The sequence below is a fragment of the Haemophilus parainfluenzae genome (assembly GCF_014931415.1).
GTDB classification, from domain to species: domain Bacteria; phylum Pseudomonadota; class Gammaproteobacteria; order Enterobacterales; family Pasteurellaceae; genus Haemophilus_D; species Haemophilus_D parainfluenzae_AF.
In genome coordinates, this window is record NZ_CP063121.1 from 709,687 (window position 1) to 727,835 (window position 18,149).

Genomic DNA, 18,149 nt, shown 5'->3' on the forward strand with positions numbered 1-18,149 from the left:
AATTTATGACTAAATCTGATTTATATAAAGAGTTTGACGAAGTCTATTTCAACTTATCAGAGCTATGCTTTGATAAAATAAACTTATTTTATCGAAAATTTGATGATTTTGACCCAATGAAATTTGATGGTTTAAATTTAGTAAATAAAGTTGAACCAGAAAATTATCTTATTGAACGATTTAAAGTTATACAGCCTGAGTCATATTCTCATTTATACGATGGAAGATTTTTTTATGCTATTAAAAGAAGTCAGATTCCAGTAATGAATGATATAACTGAATTTGGCGTAATAATTAATGATATTGTTTATTACATAAGTTATGACCCATTTTCATTCTCCAAGGGAGAATATAAGCTACATCATAAAAGCATTCCTTATGAATTGCTTAACTCTTGGTTATTTTTTAGTGATAAATGGATTGTCTCAGAGGATATAACTTCAAATATATATAAAAGTAATTTACCTTCATTATTATTAATGCCTCTTCATTCAATTATAGAAGGCTTTGAAGATAGTCATGGCGTTGCACTTCCTGAATATACAACATTTCTTGAGCAGAAATTTAATCATGCTTTTAGACAAAGTTATGACGATGATAAATTCAATGATGAAAAATATTTTGAATTAAGATGTTTACTTGATACCCGCTCTAATGATGATTGGAGTAAAACAGGGTATCAATTATTTGTGTCTTCACATAATGATGAACGTAATGTTTATGTGATACCTAGAGCAGATGTGATGGGTATTAAAAAGTTGACGAATCCAGCAGAGGCAATAGATCATTATGCTGCTCATTTATTCTCTCGTGCTGAGGGCGAGTTTGATTTTATGCAATATGCAGAAGATTTTTAATTAATACAATAAATTAAAGTGCGGTCTTTTTTAAAAGAGTTTTTAAACCTCTCAAAAAGTGACCGCACTTTATTATTGGCTAGGAAGGATTATTCTGCGTCTTCTTTTGCCCATTCTAATGAGCGTTTAACGGCTTTTTTCCAGCCTTTATAACGACGTTCACGTTTTTCTTCATCATTATCTGGAGTGAAAGTACGTTCTACACGTGCTTTGTCGTGAAGTTCGTCTAAATCTTTCCAGAAACCAACCGCAAGGCCTGCAAGGTAAGCCGCACCAAGTGCAGTCACTTCTTTCACCACTGGACGTTCTACGTTCACATCTAAAATATCCGCTTGGAATTGCATTAAGAAGTTATTGTTGGTTGCGCCGCCATCCACGCGTAAATATTGTAAGCGTTGACCTGAGTCAGATTGCATTGCTTCTAATACGTCACGGGTTTGGTAAGCGATAGATTCAAGGGTCGCACGTACAATATGGTTACGGTTAGAACCACGAGAAAGACCGAAAATTGCACCACGTGCATACGGATCCCAATATGGTGCGCCTAAACCGGTGAAGGCTGGAACAACGTACACACCGTTACTGTCAGGGACTTTTTGTGCAAAGTATTCGGAGTCGTGGCTGTCATGTACGATTTTGAGTTCATCACGTAACCATTGGATTGAAGCGCCAGCAATAAATACCGAACCTTCAAGGGCATATTCAGGCTCACCTTTGGCGTTACATGCGATGGTGGTTAATAGGCCATTTTTAGAGGTAATGGCTTTATCACCGGTGTGAAGCAACATAAAGCAGCCTGTACCATAGGTATTTTTTGCTTGGCCTGCGCGTGTGCATAGATGGCCGTAAAGTGCTGCTTGTTGGTCACCCGCAATACCCGCAACAGGAATACGCACGCCGCCTTTACCCCCGATGTTGGTTTTGCCATACACTTCGGACGAATTACGCACTTCAGGCAACATAGAACGTGGAATATTTAATAATTCCAACATTTTGTCATCCCATTTTTTCGTATGGATGTTAAATAGCATGGTACGGGATGCGTTGGTGTAATCCGTTACGTGAACACGACCTTGGGTTAATTTCCACACAAGCCAGGTATCTACGGTACCGAATAGAAGTTCACCGCGTTCCGCTTTTTCACGAGCACCTTCTACATTGTCTAAAATCCATTTCACTTTGGTACCTGAGAAATATGGGTCCACTACTAAACCTGTGGTGTTGCGGATATATTCTTCATGACCATCCGCTTTAAGTTTGTCTGTAATATCTGCAGTACGACGACATTGCCACACAATCGCATTATAAACCGGTGTGCCGGTTGCTTTTTCCCACACAATGGTGGTTTCACGCTGGTTAGTAATACCAATTGCCGCGATTTCATCTGAGGTAATGCCTGCTTTTGCAACTACTTCGTTTAATGTTGAACTTTGTGTTGCCCAAATTTCCATTGGATTATGTTCCACCCAGCCTGCGCGTGGATAAATTTGTGTAAATTCACGTTGGGCGATTTCGACAACATTCGCATTGTGATCTAATAATACTGCACGAGAGCTTGTGGTACCTTGGTCCAAAGCGATGATGTATTTTTTGTCTGTCATAGTTCTATTCCTTAGAGTGCTTGGCACTCTCATTAAATGAATGAAGAAATTTTGAGCTTAAACGAACAAATTGCGAACCTAACTTAATTGAATTCGAATCTAATTGGAACAAGTAATGTTTGGTTTTGTGATAGGTATCACAGATTTTTCGCTGAAGATATGCAACCGATTGCGTTAACGCACAAAATAATGTGATCCCTCTCTCATTTTTAGAAAATAGATCGGTTTCATCTATTGAATTAATTGGTTAAAACTAGATAATGAAGCCACTCACTTTGAGTATCTCAATATTTGATCAAACAACGAACTGAATTGCAAAGCAAGATTTCTTCAATGAAATCATTAAGTTAATCATTATTTGGAGATTCTCTTATGAATGCCTATTTTGCAGAATTTTTTGGCACGGCACTCTTAATCCTGTTAGGTAACGGTGTGGTAGCCAACGTATGTTTAAATAAAACGAAAGGGCAAAGTTCTGGTTGGATTGTGATTACTACCGCGTGGGCATTTGCGGTGTATGTGGCGGTTGTTGTAACGGGACCTTACAGTGGAGCACACTTAAATCCTGCGGTAACACTTGGTGTGGCAATGAAAGGCGCATTTGCTTGGGAACTGGTACCAGGCTACATTGCGGCACAAGTGGTGGGCGGCATGGTTGGTGCGTTGTTGGTTTACATTATGTATAAAGATCACTTTACAGCGACCGAAGAAGAGGGCTTAAAACGCGCTTGTTTCTGTACTGAACCTGCGATTCGTAACTATCCAATCAACTTAGTGAACGAAATTATTGGTACCTTCGTACTTGTCTTCGTGATTTTCTATCTTGCAGGGGCAAACATCACTTTACCTGGCACGGCAGAAAGCACGCCAATTGGTTTAGGTTCTATCGGGGCATTACCTGTGGCGATTTTAGTTTGGGCAATTGGTTTAAGCTTAGGTGGAACAACCGGTTATGCGATTAACCCTGCTCGAGATCTTGGGCCACGTTTAACCTTAGGTCTTTTCCTTGGTGGGACATTGAAAACTAAAGCTGACTGGGGATACAGTTGGGTGCCGGTTGTAGGTCCATTTATCGGTGCGGCTTTAGCAGCAGTATTCTACAACGCAATTATGTAATTCATTCAAATAGAAAGAGCGGTCAAAATTCATGATGTTTTTTGACCGCTCTTTTTATATTTAGGGGTTTGATTAAATACAATAATCTTCGAATTCCATTGGCATTTTAGCTTGCAATAAGAATTGTTTGGTACGTTCTTGTTGAGGGCAACTGAAGAAGTTTGTCGCTGTATTTTGTTCAACAACTTGACCATTTTCCATAAGAATTACACGATCTGCTACGTCTTTGGCAAAATTCAACTCATGTGTGACGATAATCATTGTCCAGCCTTCTTGTGCGAGCATTTTGAGTGCCTGTAACACTTCACCAACAAGTTCTGGGTCAAGAGCAGAAGTGGGCTCATCTAACAAGATAATATCGGGTTTAACTGCTAAAGCTCGGGCAATTCCGACGCGTTGCTGTTGACCACCAGAGAGTTGAGAGGGATATAAATCCGCTTTCGCTTTTAAACCAACTTTTTCCAATAATGCTAAGGCTTTTTCACGTGCAATCTCTTTCGGTTGTTTTTGTACAACTACCATGCCTTCCATCACATTTTCGAGTGCGGTGCGATGGGGAAAGAGATTGTATTGTTGGAACACCATTGAGGAACGACGCCGCAATTTTAGTTCATCGGATTTACTGATCTTCTTGCTGAAATCAATGGTTAAGCTTCCATCGGTAAATGCTAATATTCCTTTTTCTGGGCGTTCGAGTAAATTTAAACAGCGTAAAAAAGTCGTTTTGCCTGAACCTGACGGGCCCAGAATGGCAACCACTTCACCTTTATTAATTTCAAAATCAATGCCTTTTAATACATGGTGGCCATTAAAACTTTTCTGAATATTCGTGACTTTTAACATAACCAGTCCTTATAAATGGCGAGAAAGGCGTTTTTCTAAACGGGTTTGTCCCATCGATAGAACAAAACAGAATACCCAATAAATGAGAGCCGCTTCACTATAAATTAAAATAAACTCATAGTTTTCAGCCGTGATGTTTTGCGCTACACGGAATAACTCAGCGATCCAAACAAGTGACGCCAGAGACGTATCTTTCACTGTACTAATAAATGTATTTGATAGCGAAGGGACGGAAATGCGTAAAGCTTGCGGCATAATGGTGCGCACGAAAGCTTGTGTGTAATTCATGCCTATCGCATAAGAGGCTTCCCATTGACCTTTAGGAATCGCAAGAATAGAGGCTCTCACGGTTTCAGCGGCATAAGCACCAATATTAATGGAGAACGCAATAATTGCGGTTGGAAAAGGTTCAAGTTTGATACCGACTTCAGGTAAACCGTAGAAAATAATGAAGATCTGCACCAACATTGGCGTGCCGCGAATAATGGAAATATAAATGCGACAAATGCCCTGCAGAATTTTGGTCATTAAATTGGGATGTGGCAACGTGCAAATCACAGCGACGATAACCGCAATGAATAAACCACAAAAGAAGGAAATGACCGCAAGGGGAATCGTATATAAAATTGCCCCTTCCATCATAGGCCAAAACGAGCTGATTACATAATCAGCTCGTTCTGTGGTCATAAATGGAAGGCTGGCTAACCAATTATTGAGTAATGTCATCGCCAAACCATTTGATTGAAATTTGTTTTAAAGTTCCGTCTTTGCGTAGTTCTTCAAGTGCTTGGTTCACTTTTGCAATAAGTGGTTCTTCACCTTTCAAGAAAGCAAAACCAGTTGGGATTTTTTTATCACTTTCTACAGCAATCTTTAAGCCTGAGTTAGGTTGTTTTTTGAAGTAATCTAACACTGCGAGTTTATCATTTACTGTTGCATCAACACGACCTTGTTTTACCGCTTCAAGGTTTTGCGCCAAGCTATCAACGGTCACAATAATTGCACCATTATCACGTGCGTCTTTGCTCCAGTTACTGGTTGCAGATTGTGCAGATTTTTTACCTTTTAAATCAGGGAATGATTTAATGCTATCGTTATCGGCTTTCGTCACGATTACGCCAGCAGAGTAGTTATAAGGTGCACTGTAATCATATTTTTTTAAACGTTCTGGGCTTGGATTGGTTTGGTTAGCAATAACATCAAAGCGTTTTGCATTTAAACCTGCATACATACCGTCCCAAGCGGTTTCTTTAAATTCGACTTTCCAACCTAATTTTTGCGCTACTTTTTCGATAATTTCCACATCGAAACCGGTTAACTTGCCATCTTTGTCATGGAAAGTAAATGGCGCGTAAGTACCTTCAGTACCGACTAATAAGGTTTTAGTTTGTTCAACGCGATCAGCAATTTCACCGGCGTTAGCAAAAGTAGAAAGGGCTAATCCTGCCGCTAAAAGTGCGGTGCTAAAAAATGATTTTTTCATAAGTATTCCTTTTTTAGATAAATAACGAAAGTGAAATGAATTATAAGAAGCGAAAAAGAAAAGAAAAGTATTATTTATTTATGAATTATTTCTTTTTGTTATATCAAATAAAAACTGTTTAATTAATAAACAAAAAAAGGTCTGTAAAAACAGACCTTAGATTAAATGAATTCAATCAATAGATTAAGCTTCAATACCTTCAAATAACGCCGTACTTAAATAACGTTCTGATGCAGAAGGTAGGATTGCAACGATTAATTTATCTTGGAATTCAGGTAGTTTTGCTAAGCGGTCAGCCGCTGCCACAGCCGCACCAGAAGAAATACCCGCAAGAATGCCTTCTTCAGCCATTAAGCGACGAGCGGTCGCAATTGCCGTATCGCTATCTACAGTTTCCACGCGATCAATTAATGATAAATCTAAGTTTTTCGGAATGAAGCCCGCACCGATACCTTGAATTTTGTGTGGACCTGGTTTCACTTCTTGGCCAGCAAGGGTTTGGGTAATAACGGGTGATTCACTTGGTTCAACCGCCACAGAGGTGATTTTTTTACCGTGATCTAATTTGATCGCACGGGAAATACCGGTAATTGTACCACCGGTACCCACACCGGCAACTACGACATCAACTTTACCTTCCGTATCTTTCCAGATTTCTTCACCGGTAGTTTGACGGTGGATATCTGGGTTAGCCGGGTTTTCAAATTGTTTTAGCATCACATAATGATTTGGGTTAGATGCCACAATTTCTTCTGCTTTAGCAATCGCACCTTTCATCCCTTTAGAGCCTTCAGTGAGCACAAGATTCACGCCTAAACCACGTAATAAACGTTTACGTTCAAGACTCATGGTTTCAGGCATGGTTAAGGTGATTTTATAACCGCGTGCAGCAGCTACATAAGCTAAAGCAATACCGGTGTTACCGCTGGTTGCATCTACAATTTCTTTACCCGCTGTTAAAATGCCGTCTTTTTCTGCTTGCCAAATCATATTGGCACCAATACGGCATTTCACGCTAAAGCTTGGGTTGCGACCTTCAATTTTTACGACAACGTTACCATTGTGTCCGAAGTGTTTTAAACGAACTAATGGAGTATTACCGATTGAGTATGAGTTATCTGCATAAATTGTCATTTTACTGTCCTTTTATATTTTGGAATGAGTTGATGCAGTAGTTATAACACCGGTTTTTATATAAAAAAAATAGTTAATAGCTATATTTTATAACTAAATGCTATTTATTCACGATGTTATTTCCTGAAGGCTTAATTTCTGTACTCGTAGAACGTGTCACAATTTGTGTTGAACCTGAAGTGCGGTCAAAATTCATATCAAATTTTAATTGTGAGCGATAATTTTCGACCCACATTACTGTTGCACCACAGACTGCAACAGGAATAATCACTAAGTTCACGATCGGCAATGCGGTACAAAGGGTAATTAATGCCCCGAATGTCAGGCTTTGAGAACGTCTTTCGCCTAACGCATTTTTCATAATGCCAAAAGAAATTTTATGGTTATCAAACGGGTAGTCACAGTACTGAATCGCCATCATCCAACAAGTAAATAGGAAGGTGAGTACTGGAATAATGGTTTGTCCGATAACAGGGATAAAACTTAATAAGAACAAGCCCACAAATTTCGGTAAGCTGTACCATAGTTTTTGCCATTCACGATTTAGCATACGCGGCACATCTTTCATGATTTCAGCCAAACCATCATCATTAACAGCTTCACCGGTCAGCATTTTTTCGACTTTTTCTGCCAATAATCCATTAAACGGTGCGGCAATAAAGCCTGAAAGTGTCGTAAAGGCAAAATAGAAAAATAAGAGAATTGAGCCAATAGACAGCACGAGCAAAATCACACTTAAAAAGCTTAGCCAATCAGGAATAAAGCTCATCACCCAGTCGATCATCGTGGAGATTTGTGAAACAAATAGCCAAAATAAGCCTGTGAGTAGGACGACGTTAAGTAAAATCGGCATAATCACAAAACGGCGGAGGCCTTTTTGAGTAATGAAATGCCAACCCATCACGAAATGATTGAAAGCAGATTTTATTTCATTTTGATCGATCATCATTGTTCCTTTAAATTAAAAAGTAAAAAATACAAAATGTCACAGAAAGACAATATTTTTTGAGAAAAATTCCATCTCATCCCTTTTAATATCTTGTTTGCTTTCCTATTTTTTCACCTGTGGAAATGTGGTAGGATTAGCAAAAAATCATTGCGTTAAGGAGCAACAAGAATGGACTTAAATACCATTTTGATTATTTTAGGGGTAATTGCTTTAATTGCCTTAGTGGTACACGGATTATGGTCAAATCGCCGTGAGAAATCAAAATATTTTAAAAGCGCGAATACATTTAACCGCACTTCTAAAAACGGTGAGGTCAATCCTTTTTCGCAAGCCGCTGATCCTAATGCGGATATTCGTTTAACACATCGCGCTCAAACAGCACAGCCTGTACAACAAAGTGTTCAACCTAAAGTGGCACCACAGGCAGCAAGCCAACAGCAATTTAATTTTGACGAGCAACGTGCTCAAGTGGATGCGCGTCAAATAGAAAAAAGCGTGGATGATATTAAAATCTCCTTACCAAATCAGCCAGTTTATGAGATGAACACGGCGCAATCTGCTCCTGCGCCACAGCCTGAACCTGTGGTTTATCCTGAAACGAATGTACAACCGAAACCACGTGTGGCAGAAATGACAATCGAAGAGTTAGAAGCACAAAGCAATGATTTTGATGGTGTAAATTCTTCTTCGCCTGAATTACGTGAGCAGTTAGCCGAGATGTCATTAAATCCAACTCAAGAACCTGCTCATGAGAACGTACATTTTAACTATCACGAACCGGTAGAAGTGGAAAAACCAAAACAAACCACGGGATTTGTTCAACTTTATGTGATTTCAAATCAAAATCGTGAATTTTATGGTCCGCAGTTATCTCAATCGTTAGAAAACTTGGGATTCATTTTTGGCGAGCGTCAAATGTATCACCGCCACTTTGATTTAAGTGTGGCAAGCCCGGTTTTATTTAGCGTGGCAAACATTGAACAACCCGGAACGTTTGATTATTACAATATGGCCGAGTTTTCAACCATGGGTGTGGTACTCTTTATGCAGTTGCCATCTCCAGGTAATAATTTGGCGAACTTACGTATGATGATTCGCGCAGCGAAAACCATTGCAGAAGATTTAGGTGGCGTGGTGTTGACTGATCAGCAAGAGATTTTTGATGATGTAGCTGAGCAAGATTACTTATCTCGCATCGCATAAAACGCACGAAAAAATAACCGCACTTTGGGCGAGCCGATGGTTCGCCCATTTTAATTCAATGAGTAAACCGTTAGAGAACATTATGAGCCTTCAGCAACAAATTGATACATTACGTCAGGATCTTCGTCGTTATGAATATGAATATCACGTGTTGGATAATCCAACCATTCCTGATGCAGAATATGACCGTTTATTTCACCAACTTAAAGCCTTAGAAGCTGCTCATCCGGAACTCATTACGGCAGATTCACCTACTCAACGTGTGGGCGCCAAACCGCTGTCAGGCTTTGCTCAGATTCGTCATGAAATTCCAATGCTTTCTTTGGATAATGCTTTCTCAGATGAGGAATTTTATGCATTCGTAAAACGTATTGAAGATCGTCTTATTCGTTTGCCTGAACCTCTTACTTTCTGCTGTGAACCTAAGTTAGATGGTTTAGCGGTGAGTATTTTGTATGTGAATGGTGTGCTGACTCAAGCCGCGACTCGTGGTGATGGGACAACAGGGGAAGATATTACTGCGAATATCCGTACGATTAGAAATATTCCCTTGCAGCTTTTAATGGACAATCCGCCTACACGTTTAGAAGTACGTGGTGAAGTATTTATGCCACACGCAGGCTTTGAGCGTTTAAATCAACAGGCTCTAGAGAAAGGTGAGAAAACTTTTGCTAACCCACGTAATGCAGCAGCGGGATCGTTGCGCCAGCTTGATCCGAAAATTACAAGTAAACGCCCATTGGTATTGAATGCTTATGGTATTGGTATTGCGGAAGGGGTAGATTTGCCGAATACGCATTATGATCGTTTGCAATGGCTGAAGTCTATTGGGATTCCGGTAAACCCAGAAATCCGTTTATGTAACGGCACAGATGAAGTGTTGGATTTTTATCGTGATATTCAAAATAAACGCAGCTCTCTTGGTTACGATATTGATGGCACTGTGCTGAAAATAAATGATATTGCGTTACAAGAGAAATTAGGTTTTATCTCAAAAGCACCGCGTTGGGCAATTGCTTATAAATTCCCTGCGCAAGAAGAATTAACTCGCTTAAATGACGTGGAATTCCAAGTGGGAAGAACAGGGGCGATTACCCCAGTGGCTAAATTAGAACCGGTATTTGTGGCAGGTGTCACGGTGAGTAATGCTACATTGCATAATGGTGATGAAATTGAACGCTTGGATATTGCGATTGGAGATACGGTAGTGATTCGCCGTGCGGGAGATGTGATCCCTCAAATTATTGGCGTGTTGCACGATCGTCGCCCAGCGGATGCGAGACCGATCATTTTTCCTAAAACTTGTCCGGTATGTGATTCGGCCATTGTTCGTATTGAAGGCGAAGCGGTAGCGCGTTGTACGGGCGGTTTATTCTGTGCCGCACAGCGTAAAGAAGCGCTTAAACATTTCGTTTCTCGCAAGGCCATGGATATTGATGGCGTAGGGGGCAAATTAATCGAGCAGTTGGTGGATCGTGAATTAATTCATACGCCAGCCGATTTATTCAAGTTAGATTTAACCACATTGACTCGTTTAGAAAGAATGGGCGCAAAATCAGCTGAAAATGCCTTAGCGAGCCTTGAAAAAGCAAAACATACGACGTTAGCACGTTTTATTTTCGCCTTAGGAATTCGTGAGGTGGGAGAAGCTACAGCATTGAATTTAGCCAATCATTTTAAAACCCTGGAAGCCTTGCAAAATGCAGATTTAGAGGCCTTACAGCAAGTGCCAGATGTGGGAGAGGTGGTAGCAAATCGTATTTTGGCGTTTTGGCACGAACCACATAATGTCGCAGTGGTGAATGATTTAATCGCTCAAGGCGTACATTGGGAAACCGTGGAAACCAAAGAAGTGACAGAAAACCGCTTTAAAGGCAAAACGGTTGTATTAACCGGAACCTTAACTCAAATGGGACGTAATGAAGCTAAAGCCTTATTACAAGACATGGGCGCGAAAGTGAGCGGCTCGGTTTCAGCAAAAACAGATTTTGTGATTGCCGGTGATGCGGCGGGTTCTAAGCTCACAAAAGCACAAGAATTAGGTGTTACCGTTCTAACGGAAGAAGAATTTTTGGCTCAGATTTAACCGTCTCAATCGAAAAAAAAACTAAAAAAATGACCGCACTTCATCTCATCTCAAGATTAAGTGCGGTTTAACTTTTCTTCTTAATAAACGATAGCGGACATTTTAAGCTCTTAATTTACTGGCTCCACGTTCCAGTTGTTTTGCCAAGCATTCTTTTGAAGCAATAATCTGTTTACCAAAACGTTTATATAAACGTTGTTTTAATTTTGCCAACCCTTTCACTTTAGCACTTTTTTCTGCCCCAAATAACTGCTTAATATGGAGTGTCACCTGACCAATCTCTTGTAAGGCTATACCTGTTTTGGCTTTTAATTCGTTTAATTGGAACGTGATTTTTTCCTGTACATGCTGTTCCAATCGTTGCGTTAATTCTGTCGTATCGGCGGTTTCATTTTGACACAACTGTTCAAATTCGGCGATTTCTGTACTGAAATCTAGCTGTAACCCTTGTTCCAGTTCAATTAATACTGCCGTGCCGTATTCCAATTGTGATGTTAATTGCTGTTGGCTTTGAACTAATTGATTTTGAATGGCTTCACTTTGCTCAATACATTCATTTAATGACTGTTTCATTTCTGTTTGTTGCTGCATGGCAGAGGCTTTTATTGAATCAATTCGTTGTTGAATTTGCTGCATAAGATCTGACATTGTTTGTACGTTTTCCATTTTCTTCTCCTTTGGGATTTTTAACCGCACTTAAGAAAAGTGCGGTCATTTTGTTACTTATTTTTTGATGATTTGTTTCACATCCACTTCTGTTTTATTCCATTCTTTATCGACTTTACCAATAATTTGAATGTTATCTTGAGGTGCTATCGTTTCACCATTCCATGCTTTTTTGCTGACTTCAATTTGAATTTCTTTTCCACTTGCGTCTTTAAATAAGAAATCCTTTTTACCAATTTGTTTTACAATTTGTCCGTCTAAACGAACTGGAGTATCATCATTGGCATTTAATGCATCATCAACGGTTTTTACAATAACACTTTCATCGACAAAACCTTGTTGGGTGTTGTGCTTGTGACCATCATTAAATCCTTGTGCTATTGCGGTGTTATATACGGCAACAGAAGATAATGCGATAGCTGCAACAGTAAGTAATTTTTTCATAGTTTGTTCTCCTAAATAAGATAATCATAAAGTAAGTTGAAAGCTTTGCTTTCAGATGTATTAAATCATTCAAATCTTAATCTTTTCTTAAGTGATTAACATTTTTCAGATTTATTTATCGATTGGATTGTTTGCCTTTCGATGAGTGTATTTAAACAAGAGAATCTTAAGGAAAGATTAAGAGAGGTAAAAAAAATGAAAATTTTTTGAAAATAAAAAAATAGGGCGTTTAAGCCCTACTTTTATGAGAAAAATGCCCTGGAAATCTACCGCACTTTAGCCTGCTACTGCAGGTAAATAGCCTGCTTGAATTAAGAATGGCACGATCATAATCGCTACACCAATAACTAATGCAATCACTAAAGTCACATTACCACCGATTACACGATAAGGCAGATTCGGATTCGCTTGACGTGTTTTCCATGCTAGTCCGATAGGCAAAATTAAGCAGTAGAACGCACAGAGTAAACCTGCATAGCTTAATGCTGCGATAAAGCCTTCAGGATAATACAAGGCAAACGCAAGTGGTGGTGTGAAGGCTGCAACCGTCAGTGTCAAGCGATTGTGTGGCAATTTGTAACGTTTAAATAAATCGCCTAAACCTTCAAATACCCCGAGCATGACACCAAGGAAAGAGGTGATTAATGCAAGTGCAGAGAATACGCGTACGATTTCACCCATAATGTGGGAGTTCGTGATTTGACGTGTTGCATTGACCAAGCCGTTAAGGGTTGGATCCGCTTGTAATACTTGCACAAATTCATTTTGGCTTAATACACCGTGAGTCGCTAATTGCCACACTAAATAAGCTACAAGTGGAATCGCTGTACCAATTAAAATCGCTTTACGGAATTGAGTAACACTACCATCTAAATAGCTGTTTACGCTACCCATGATGATGTGGAAGCCAAAGGAGGTAAAGAAAATTGGTGCCGCAGAGATCACGAAAGCATAATTTAAAGGCAATGCCATCAGGTTATCGACAGATACTTTTGGTAACATCATGAACAACACAAAAGCAAAGGCAATTAATTTACCGATGAACAGAATACGGGTGGCACCATCAACGCCTCTTGTACCTACAACCACAAAGGCACCGAGTACGACGGTAAATAAAATGATTGAAAGTTCGGAGGAAAGACTTTCAAAGCCAAAAGCGGTTGGTAAACCCGATAATAATGAACCGCCCCCGGTGATATAGGCCGCAGAAAGGGCGTAAAGTAAAATGAGCAAACTAAAAGTCGCTAAGACACGCCCTGTAATGCCGAAGTATTTTTCGGCTAGAGTCGCTACGCCATCATTCAAGCGATCTGCAGTTTGGTAAACTTCAACAAAAAGCAAACCGCTGTAAACCAAAAGTGCCCATAAGCCGACTAATAAGAAAACGGTGTAACCAAAACCAATACCGGCAGAGGTTAATGGCATCGCGAGCATCCCTGCCCCGATGGTTGTGCCGGCAATGATTAAGGCACTGCCGAATGTTTTGTTTTTTAGCATAAAATTGTTCTCCGAGTATAAAATTGAAAAACGAGGTTAAAGCTGACCGCACTTTTCTTTGTAATGATAGCGGCAAACCGAAAGATAAGAGTCGTTTCCACCAATTTGGATTTGTTCCCCTTCCTTAATGACTTCACCTTGTTCATTTAAACGTAAAACGAAATTGGCTTTACGTCCACAATAACAGATTGTTTTTAATTCTTCTAGTTGATCTGCCCAAGCAAGTAAATACTTACTACCTTCAAATAGCTCTGCTTGGAAGTCGGTACGCAAGCCATAACAAAGCACAGGAATTTTCAGTTTATCCACGACATCGCTTAATTGATACACTTGCTGTTTCGTTAAAAACTGGGCTTCATCAACTAAAACACAATGAATTTTTTCTTGTTGTAAACGTTGGCTTACTTCGGCAAAAAGGTCACTCGTTGACGTAAATAAATTGGCGTCTTCATGAATACCAATACGCGACGTGACTTTGCCTAATCCAAAGCGGTCATCAATGGCTGCCGTATAAACCATGGTGTTCATATTGCGTTCACGATAGTTATAGGAAGACTGCAGCAACGTGGTTGATTTGCCCGCATTCATCGTAGAGTAGTAAAAATAGAGTTTTGCCATTATTTAATCACCCATTTCCAGAAATAATAGGCAATAAATCCTGCAACAGGTGGACAGGCTGCTAGCATAAAGGTCCCGTAAGTGGCGCCGCCTCCCACCATTTTTCCTGCTTCAGCAAGAGCGTCAACAATATCACTGCTTGGCGTGGTAAAAATCCATGCGCCAATAATCGCGAGTACTAAAAAACAAGCGATACCGGCTGCACGCATGGCTCTTACTTTAATCATATTTTCCATATTTATTCCTTAAATTGCAGGGAGTTCTGCCATCGCCCAACGAGGTTTAACATCAATGGCGAGATCGCTGTGCTGACCTTGTTTTAAGCGTAAAAAGCCCGTATAGGCAATCATGGCACCATTATCGGTACAAAATTGAGGTTGCGGATAAAATACTTCACCACCAAGATTTTTCATCATAGTGCCAAGGGTTTCACGTAATTTTTTGTTTGCACTCACCCCGCCAGCAATCACTAAACGCTTATAGCCGGTTTCTTTTAAGGCACGTTTACATTTAATTGCAAGTGTATCCACGACGGAATCTTGGAAGGCAAAGGCAATATCGGCTTTAGTTTGTTCGGTTAATTCGCCTTCTTGTTTGATCGCCTGATTAATGGTGTTAGCCGCTGAGGTTTTTAAGCCTGAAAAGCTAAAATCAAGACCTGGGCGATCTGTCATTGGACGTGGAAACACAAAACGATCTGGCGATCCTTTTTCGGCTAAACGTGAAAGTGCTGCACCGCCAGGGTAATCTAACCCTAATAATTTCGCGGTTTTATCAAAGGCTTCACCCGCGGCATCATCAATGGATTCGCCAATGACTTCATATTTTCCTACGCCATCAACGCGCACTAATTGCGTATGTCCACCTGAAACTAAGAGGGCAATAAATGGAAAGTGCGGTCGATTTTCATCAAGCATTGGCGCAAGTAGATGACCTTCCATGTGGTGTACGCCAATAGCTGGCACATTCCAGGCATAAGCCAGTGAACGTGCGATCGTTGCGCCCACTAATAATGCGCCCACTAAACCCGGGCCACTTGTATAGGCAATACCATCAATTTGGTCAGCGTTTAAATTGGCTTCTTCTAATGCAGCTTTGATTAATGGCGCCGTTTTGCGAATGTGATCGCGGGAAGCCAGCTCTGGCACTACACCACCGTAATCCGCATGCAAGGCTATTTGCGTGTAGAGCTGATTGGCAATTAAGCCTTTATCTTCATCATAAATCGCGACACCTGTTTCATCACAGGAGGTTTCGATCCCTAAAATACGCATTTTCTTCTCATTTTATTAAAAAAATTGGCAAAGATTTTACCTTGTTTAGTCCGCTTAAACCAGTTCAAACGCCAAATTTTCAGCAAATAGGCGATCTTTCCTTTGCTTTTGCAGGGAAGATCGATTAGAATTGCATCCTTTATTGAATTTGCCGTTCATTCGGCAGTAATAAAAATTTAAAATTGCAATTAAATTAAACTCATTGAGGTGATTGGCTTATGCCTGTAATTAAAGTACGTGAAAACGAATCATTTGACGTAGCTTTACGTCGTTTCAAACGCTCTTGCGAAAAAGCTGGTATTTTAGCAGAAGTTCGCGCTCGTGAATTCTATGAAAAACCAACTACAATCCGTAAACGTGAAAAAGCAACGCTTGCTAAACGTCACGCTAAACGTAATGCTCGCGAAAACGCGCGCAATACCCGTTTATACTAATTTGTAGTATTTTCTAACTCGAGTTAAGACAAACCGTGAAACCTTTTGGGTATCACGGTTTTGTTGCTTTAAATTCATCGAAAAAAAGTCACGCAAAATCAACCGCACTTTCGCATCGTATTCAAGGAGGCAAGGCAATGAAAGGCTCAATTCCACGCCAATTTATTGATGATCTGCTCACAAAATCGAATATTGTCGATGTGATTAATGCGCGCGTGAAACTCAAAAAAGCAGGACGAGATTATCAAGCTTGCTGTCCATTTCATCATGAAAAAACACCCTCCTTTACGGTAAGTGAAAAAAAACAATTCTATTATTGCTTCGGTTGTGGCGCGAAAGGCAATGCGATTTCATTTTTAATGGATTACGACAAGTTAGAATTTGTTGAAGCCGTTGAAGAACTTGCTGCTTCGGCAGGGCTTGAAGTGCCTTATGAAAAACGCCCAAACCAATTCGGTAATAAACCGGATGTGAGCTATCAGACAAAACGTAATTTATACGATTTGATGCAAGAGATTGCATCGTTTTATCAAGCTCAACTCCCGTTAAATATTCCTGCTCAAAGCTATCTTCAGCAACGTGGTTTATCGCCAGAAATTATTGCTCGTTTTCAAATTGGTTATGTACCCAATGCGATGGATACGGTGTTACGCCAATTCGGCAAAAATCGGGAAGAACAGAAAAAACTTTTTGATTTAGGTATGCTTTCTCGAAACGATCGTGGCAATGTGTACGATAAATTCCGTAATCGTATTATGTTTCCGATTCGGGATAAACGTGGTCGAACAGTTGCCTTTGGTGGACGTGTTTTAACGGATGAAAAACCCAAGTATTTGAACTCCCCCGAAACCATTACCTATCATAAAGGTAATGAGCTTTATGGTTTATATGAAGCTTTACAAATCAATGATGAGCCAGAAAAACTACTGGTGGTTGAAGGTTACATGGATGTGGTGGCATTAGCGCAATTTGGTGTGAATTATGCAGTGGCTTCTCTTGGTACATCGACGACCTCGGAACAAATTCAATTATTGTTCCGTTCAACAGAGCAAGTCATTTGCTGCTACGATGGTGATAGAGCAGGGCGTGATGCCGCTTGGCGCGCACTTGAAAACGCTTTGTCTTATCTGGAAGATGGACGACAAATCAAGTTTATTTTCCTACCAGATGGAGAAGACCCGGATACTTATATTCGTCAATATGGTAAAGAAAAGTTTGAAGAATATATTGATCAAGCTCAGTCTCTCACAGAATTTTTATTCGCACATTTAAGTCCACAGGTGGATTTTTCGACGCAAGAAGGACGAGGCAAATTAGTCGCACTCGCGGCGCCTTTAATTCGTCAAATTCCTGGTGATATGTTGCGTCTATCATTGCGAAATATGTTGGCACAAAAGCTTGGAATCTTTGATCAATCACAGCTTGAAAGCTTGATTCCAAATCAAATAGACAAGGCTGAACCCAAACCTAAAACGCCACAAAAAACCATTAAGAAAACGCCAATGCGTGTAGTGATTTCCCTGTTATTACAGAATTCACAATTAGTGAATCGCATTTCGGATGTGGGGTTACAAGCCTTAAAGCATGAAGCAGGTTACGAATTACTCGAAAAATTGACCGCACTTTGTCGTGAACGAGAAGGTATTACAACAGGGCAAATCTTAGAATATTTTCGTGATACAGAATTCAGCAAGCCCCTTGAAATATTAGCCTCTTGGGATCATCTATTAGATGACTTAGAAATCATTAATGCATTCTCTCAAAACTACCGTCGTTTGAATATTCAAGCGATTGAACGAGATATTGAAATGCTGATTGCAAAAGAAAGGGCGGAAGGCTTAACTGATCAAGAGCGAGCAATTTTAGTGAATTTGCTCAAGGGAAAAGAAGAGCAGAAAAAACAGTTAGTTAATCCGTCATAACAATGGTAAAATCTCCTGTTCA

General features: G+C 40.0%; 18 protein-coding genes. 6 read left to right on the forward strand and 12 right to left on the reverse strand.

The genetic code is table 11. The features are described 5' to 3' along the window. Positions 1-5: 5 nt before the first annotated feature. Positions 6-857, forward strand: a complete 852-nt coding sequence (locus tag INP93_RS03505; protein ID WP_232087616.1) for a hypothetical protein — start codon at positions 6-8, stop codon at positions 855-857. Positions 858-946: 89 nt separating this feature from the next. On the opposite strand, the gene glpK is transcribed toward INP93_RS03505, so the two are convergent. Continuing rightward, entirely contained in the window at positions 947-2,458 is a 1,512-nt protein-coding gene (gene glpK, locus INP93_RS03510) for a glycerol kinase GlpK (RefSeq protein WP_111315802.1), read from the reverse strand. A 372-nt stretch (positions 2,459-2,830) separates the two neighbouring features. Between glpK and INP93_RS03515 the strand changes: the two genes are divergently transcribed. Then, positions 2,831-3,574 carry an MIP/aquaporin family protein gene (locus INP93_RS03515; protein WP_197545154.1) on the forward strand — a complete coding sequence of 248 codons (744 nt, stop codon included), beginning with the start codon at positions 2,831-2,833 and terminating at the stop codon, positions 3,572-3,574. A gap of 72 nt (positions 3,575-3,646) precedes the next feature. Here the strand turns inward: INP93_RS03515 and INP93_RS03520 are convergent, their stop codons facing one another. The 5 genes from INP93_RS03520 to cysZ form a co-directional block, all read right to left on the reverse strand. Beyond that, positions 3,647-4,417 carry an amino acid ABC transporter ATP-binding protein gene (locus tag INP93_RS03520; protein ID WP_197545155.1) on the reverse strand — a complete coding sequence of 257 codons (771 nt, stop codon included), beginning with the start codon at positions 4,415-4,417 and terminating at the stop codon, positions 3,647-3,649. 9 nt (positions 4,418-4,426) lie between these two features. Beyond that, complete coding sequence (locus INP93_RS03525; RefSeq protein WP_197545156.1) at positions 4,427-5,143, reverse strand: amino acid ABC transporter permease; 717 nt, start codon at positions 5,141-5,143, stop codon at positions 4,427-4,429. Then, entirely contained in the window at positions 5,127-5,900 is a 774-nt protein-coding gene (locus tag INP93_RS03530) for an amino acid ABC transporter substrate-binding protein (protein WP_049362446.1), read from the reverse strand. Before INP93_RS03530 ends, INP93_RS03525 begins: the two co-directional genes overlap by 17 nt. Positions 5,901-6,083: 183 nt before the next feature. Then, the gene (cysK, locus tag INP93_RS03535; protein ID WP_197545157.1) at positions 6,084-7,034 is read right to left on the reverse strand and encodes a cysteine synthase A; all 951 of its coding nucleotides are present in this window, start codon (positions 7,032-7,034) and stop codon (positions 6,084-6,086) included. A 100-nt stretch (positions 7,035-7,134) separates the two neighbouring features. After that, entirely contained in the window at positions 7,135-7,980 is an 846-nt protein-coding gene (gene cysZ / locus INP93_RS03540; RefSeq protein WP_049373827.1) for a sulfate transporter CysZ, read from the reverse strand. Positions 7,981-8,151: 171 nt separating this feature from the next. On the opposite strand from cysZ, the gene zipA reads away from it, so the two are divergent. Both zipA and ligA read left to right on the forward strand, forming a co-directional pair. Then, positions 8,152-9,186: a cell division protein ZipA gene (zipA, locus tag INP93_RS03545; protein ID WP_197545158.1), complete on the forward strand. Its 1,035-nt coding sequence runs from the start codon at positions 8,152-8,154 to the stop codon at positions 9,184-9,186. 82 nt (positions 9,187-9,268) lie between these two features. After that, on the forward strand, positions 9,269-11,272 hold the full coding sequence (gene ligA / locus INP93_RS03550; protein WP_232087617.1) for an NAD-dependent DNA ligase LigA: 2,004 nt from the start codon (positions 9,269-9,271) through the stop codon (positions 11,270-11,272). A gap of 102 nt (positions 11,273-11,374) precedes the next feature. Here ligA and INP93_RS03555 read toward each other — a convergent pair whose 3' ends face one another. From INP93_RS03555 to tsaD, 6 genes are all read right to left on the reverse strand, one after another. Continuing rightward, positions 11,375-11,938: a hypothetical protein gene (locus tag INP93_RS03555; protein ID WP_032822367.1), complete on the reverse strand. Its 564-nt coding sequence runs from the start codon at positions 11,936-11,938 to the stop codon at positions 11,375-11,377. Between the two features lie 57 nt (positions 11,939-11,995). Then, positions 11,996-12,382: a YgiW/YdeI family stress tolerance OB fold protein gene (locus tag INP93_RS03560; protein ID WP_005694737.1), complete on the reverse strand. Its 387-nt coding sequence runs from the start codon at positions 12,380-12,382 to the stop codon at positions 11,996-11,998. A gap of 276 nt (positions 12,383-12,658) precedes the next feature. Continuing rightward, positions 12,659-13,879: an aromatic amino acid transporter gene (locus INP93_RS03565; protein ID WP_075876134.1), complete on the reverse strand. Its 1,221-nt coding sequence runs from the start codon at positions 13,877-13,879 to the stop codon at positions 12,659-12,661. Between the two features lie 36 nt (positions 13,880-13,915). Continuing rightward, complete coding sequence (locus INP93_RS03570; protein ID WP_065243624.1) at positions 13,916-14,497, reverse strand: thymidine kinase; 582 nt, start codon at positions 14,495-14,497, stop codon at positions 13,916-13,918. Next, entirely contained in the window at positions 14,497-14,733 is a 237-nt protein-coding gene (locus tag INP93_RS03575; RefSeq protein ID WP_197545159.1) for a hypothetical protein, read from the reverse strand. Before INP93_RS03575 ends, INP93_RS03570 begins: the two co-directional genes overlap by 1 nt. 9 nt (positions 14,734-14,742) lie before the next feature. Further along, a complete protein-coding gene (tsaD, locus tag INP93_RS03580; protein ID WP_197545160.1) occupies positions 14,743-15,771 on the reverse strand; it encodes a tRNA (adenosine(37)-N6)-threonylcarbamoyltransferase complex transferase subunit TsaD in 1,029 nt (342 codons plus the stop codon). Positions 15,772-15,989: 218 nt separating this feature from the next. On the opposite strand from tsaD, the gene rpsU reads away from it, so the two are divergent. Together rpsU and dnaG are read left to right on the forward strand one after the other, a co-directional pair. Beyond that, complete coding sequence (gene rpsU, locus INP93_RS03585; protein ID WP_005694732.1) at positions 15,990-16,205, forward strand: 30S ribosomal protein S21; 216 nt, start codon at positions 15,990-15,992, stop codon at positions 16,203-16,205. Between the two features lie 137 nt (positions 16,206-16,342). Beyond that, on the forward strand, positions 16,343-18,127 hold the full coding sequence (gene dnaG, locus INP93_RS03590; RefSeq protein WP_197545161.1) for a DNA primase: 1,785 nt from the start codon (positions 16,343-16,345) through the stop codon (positions 18,125-18,127). The last annotated feature ends 22 nt before the right edge of the window (positions 18,128-18,149 follow it).